Annotated in this window: 1 protein-coding gene; it reads left to right on the forward strand. The window is 56.9% G+C overall.

Annotation, left to right across the window (positions count from 1 at the left end; all coding sequences use genetic code 11):
- Positions 1 to 72: 72 nt before the first annotated feature.
- On the forward strand, positions 73 to 499 hold a 427-nt coding region (locus tag AX708_RS20235; protein WP_197426337.1), incomplete at its 3' end, for a nuclear transport factor 2 family protein.

The following is a 499-nucleotide window of genomic DNA, read 5'->3' on the forward strand; positions in this document are numbered from 1 at the left end:
TGCCGTCGGCGTTCTGGGCCTCGTAGCTGTTCTGGGCCTCGCGTCGCCAGGAATGCTGTAGATCGAAAGTTCATGAAAAAGGGGGTTTCAATGGTTCGATATGGAGCATGCAAAATTGCGGGAGTATTGGCGGGCGTGATCATGCTGATACAAAGCCCAGTATTGGCGCACCCCAGTACTACCGCGAAGGGGAGGGACGCTGAAGAAGGGGCCACAGTGGCTACGGCCTTGGATGGTCCCGTTGAAGCGGTAGCGAACTTTCATGATGCGCTAGCGAAGGGCGATACTGCCGCCGCACTTTCGCTTCTGGCCGAAGACGTGCTCATTTTCGAATCCGGTGGGACGGAGAACAGCCGAGCAGAATATGAAAGTCATCATCTCAAATCGGATGCCGCTTTCAGCGCCGCCGTTCCGCGCATGCTCATCAGCAGAACGCATGGTGAACAGGGCGATACAGCCTGGGTGATGAGCGTCGAGAATGTCGAGGGAACGTACCGCG

The sequence above is a fragment of the Erythrobacter sp. CCH5-A1 genome (genome assembly GCF_001557115.1).
GTDB lineage: Bacteria > Pseudomonadota > Alphaproteobacteria > Sphingomonadales > Sphingomonadaceae > Erythrobacter.